Raw genomic sequence first — 2,853 nt, forward strand, 5'->3', positions numbered from 1 at the left:
TTTGGAGTATCCCTAGCCTTGATGCTGCCGCATCCGATCATTATCTTCTGTCAGTTGCCGATGAAGTACCGTCGTCCTATGAACGGCATATCCTTGGACAAGGCAGCGTTCTAGATAGATACCGGCGAATTGTGCTCGCCACTGCTGTTGATGACCTGGCTGCGGCGACCCGTCAACGAGCGATCATGGCGGTTGAACGTGACCTGTTGGAGCAGGCAAAGAATAAACCAATGCGACCGCCTCGCATGTCGGAACGTCAGAAGATCTACTGGGCCCATGCGGAGTTGGTAGCCGAATTGCGGGACAGATATACAGCATTCGTCCTTGACCCGACAAAAGGCGAACAGGTTTCTTTGCTGCTGCAGGATCTTAAGAACGCGCAGTTCCTATGGTTGGAACAGGGATATAAAAAATCAATAGGATTGGCGCTATCGCTTTACAATCGCTTGATCGAAACGTCACCGGCTCACACCCTAGAAAATGCACGGCAGCGCTTGGCGGCATCGAATCCATTGCCTACAGCACCCAAGGCTGAGCTTCGTCCTGTTGTCTATGTCAACGGTGGCGACTCACTTCCAATTTGCTTAGATTGCGGCGATGGAGCACCTGACCCAATCACGATCCACATCTCACTGATCGAAATACGACGCCCATGGCTCGACGAGTCTTTGTTGTTGGACGAGGTACTTCGAATTTCCGGTGTCGGTTTGTTCGGTGGAACGACTCTCGCCACTGACCGACAGCCGATCGCGAACGATATTCAGGATTCCAGTTATTTCCCTGCTATATCCGTATACTTTGTCACCGTGCGGCTGTCCGAGTCTGTACAACTAACCGATGTTAGCGGACGCTTGTTTGTCGTTGGAATGATTGTTAAGGATTTACCTGCTCATCATCGAACCCGGTAGGACAGGCGATAATGCGTGCTTTGTTTCTAAGCCTCCTAGTTGCAGCTTTGTGTGATCCAGTCCAGGCTGCTCCTCCAATTGTTACCGGCATCGATCACTCGGTGCAATTGAAGGACGAGGCCGATCTCGTTTTGATGGCGCAAGCCGCCGGTACCAGCGTTTTATGGCTGCGTTTGCTGAATCCATTGCTACGGACGGATGACAATCTTGGTTCTCGGACAATTAGAACCAGCACACCATTTCTCATTCCTGACGTCGCGCCTGGCGTTTTGATCAACAAAGCAAATCTTACACTTTACCTTATCCACTCTGACGGTTCCGCCATGGTATTTCCTGTCGGCCTCGGGCGCCCTGAATCACCGACGCCTGAGGGTGCCACTATAATACTTGATAAGCGAACCAAGCCGACGTGGTATCCCCCGGCCTCTGTGAGGCGCAGTTCCCCCGACGTTCCCAAACAGGTTCCTCCTGGAGACGATAATCCCTTAGGTGATGCTGCGCTGCGTCTCGGTTGGCCGGGGATCCTCATCCACGGCAACAACGACATAACCTCGATCAGCCGCCTATCTACACTGGGATGTATCCGGATGCGAAATGCAGACGTTATGGTGCTTATGGCTGAGGTGAGGACTGGCACCATCGTTCACATCGTCGACATGCCGGTGATCATTCGGTCAGCGCGAGACGGGGTCTTTGTTCAAATTTTCCCCGAAAGCAGTCAAATTCAAGGCTTGAACGAAAACCGCATGCCCGATACGGCCGCCCAATCAGCTTCGAACGCACAAAGATTGGCAGACATAGCGGTACGTCTTGGAGGAATGTCGAAGGATGAACAAGGTGTTATTTCAACGGCTCTTGACCGACGTGATGGGCAGCTACTACACCTGCGCGCAGTTCGGAAACATTCATCACTGACTCGCCGGTCGCAGGCTAATGGTGTTACTGATCCCCCTCAAGACTAATATTTTCAGTGATAAGGCTTAGCGAATGCCAATATAGGCCGTTTAGAGGGTTGAACCGTGCCGGCTCCCACATCGCCAACGATCTTCAGGTCCCCGATGGCATTGAGCTGATGTTTCTGCCGGCATACTTGCCTGAACTGCAGCCCGCCGAGCATCTGTGGCCGCTGACCGACGAAGCTCTCGCCAACACCCATTTCGAGACCCTCGACGATCTCCACGAGGCCTTGGCGGAACGCTGCCGCATCCTCGGCGATGATCCCGATCAGATCAGGGCCAATACCCTGTTCCACTGGTGGCCCAGGCACAATTGATCCTCCAGGTCATCACCGATTTCAAATCACTCAGCCGGAAACCGTATTATTTCCCACCACCGTGCTGGTCTGGGCTGACAGCAGTTATCAAGGTCTGAAAAGCTGGATGAAGGGAAACCTTGGATGGACCCTGACGATCGCCAGGCATTGATGGACCGGCGTCCAGCGATTCTGGTGTGCTCCCGGTCAGCAGCCACCAGTTATTCCTTCCGGCTTCCACGTTTTAGTGATTGCTCACGGGGTTGGATGCCGGTGAGCGGTCAGGCGACGGCGAAGGTCCCGTCGACGAGGTCGCGGATGGCGGTCCAGGCGGACTGGCCGCGCCGGCGCGCGGTTCCGGTCACGGAGCGATAGCCGGCGTGGATGCCCGGCCCCCAATCGGAACGGAAGCCGTTCGTCACTTTGCGGAAGACCACGGAGCGGCGGATCTCCTGCTCGCAGCCATTGTTAGTCGGTGGTACGCGGCGATCGGCGAGAAAGACGAAGAACTTGCCGCGCCATGCTTTGATCTGGCGCTGCAGCTCGCGCCCGGCCGGATGGGCGGCGGGAACACCGAGCAGCGCATCGAGGCCGCGCTCGGCCTTGGCGGCGTAGGCGGCGAGCGTGCTGTCCTTGAGGTCCGGTCTTCGCTTGCCGACACGGATGGCCCAGCGCAGGTGATCGCGGATCTTT

At 55.6% G+C, this 2,853-nt stretch carries 4 protein-coding genes and 1 pseudogene; 4 read left to right on the forward strand and 1 reads right to left on the reverse strand.

Features of this window, described 5'->3' with window-relative positions; all coding sequences use genetic code 11:
• The 4 genes and pseudogenes from AC5JJ6_RS07290 to AC5JJ6_RS07305 all read left to right on the forward strand — a co-directional run.
• The coding region (locus AC5JJ6_RS07290; RefSeq protein ID WP_496041399.1) for a hypothetical protein at positions 1–908 on the forward strand (908 nt) is incomplete at its 5' end.
• Between the two features lie 11 nt (positions 909–919).
• Positions 920–1,870 carry a L,D-transpeptidase gene (locus tag AC5JJ6_RS07295; RefSeq protein ID WP_496041400.1) on the forward strand — a complete coding sequence of 317 codons (951 nt, stop codon included), beginning with the start codon at positions 920–922 and terminating at the stop codon, positions 1,868–1,870.
• 50 nt (positions 1,871–1,920) lie between these two features.
• A complete protein-coding gene (locus AC5JJ6_RS07300) occupies positions 1,921–2,181 on the forward strand; it encodes a hypothetical protein (RefSeq protein ID WP_496041401.1) in 261 nt (86 codons plus the stop codon).
• A gap of 43 nt (positions 2,182–2,224) precedes the next feature.
• Positions 2,225–2,407, forward strand: a pseudogene (locus tag AC5JJ6_RS07305) (IS5/IS1182 family transposase); the annotation flags it as partial.
• Positions 2,408–2,441: 34 nt separating this feature from the next.
• On the opposite strand, the gene AC5JJ6_RS07310 reads toward AC5JJ6_RS07305, so the two are convergent.
• The coding region (locus AC5JJ6_RS07310; RefSeq protein WP_496041402.1) for an IS66 family transposase at positions 2,442–2,853 on the reverse strand (412 nt) is incomplete at its 5' end.

This window comes from Skermanella sp., assembly GCF_059503625.1.

What these genes read in the sequence shown, in the direction of transcription:
- AC5JJ6_RS07295 (WP_496041400.1), top strand. Translation starts at nt 920, where the DNA reads ATGCGTGCTTTGTTTCTAAGCCTCCTAGTTGCAGCTTTGTGTGATCCA.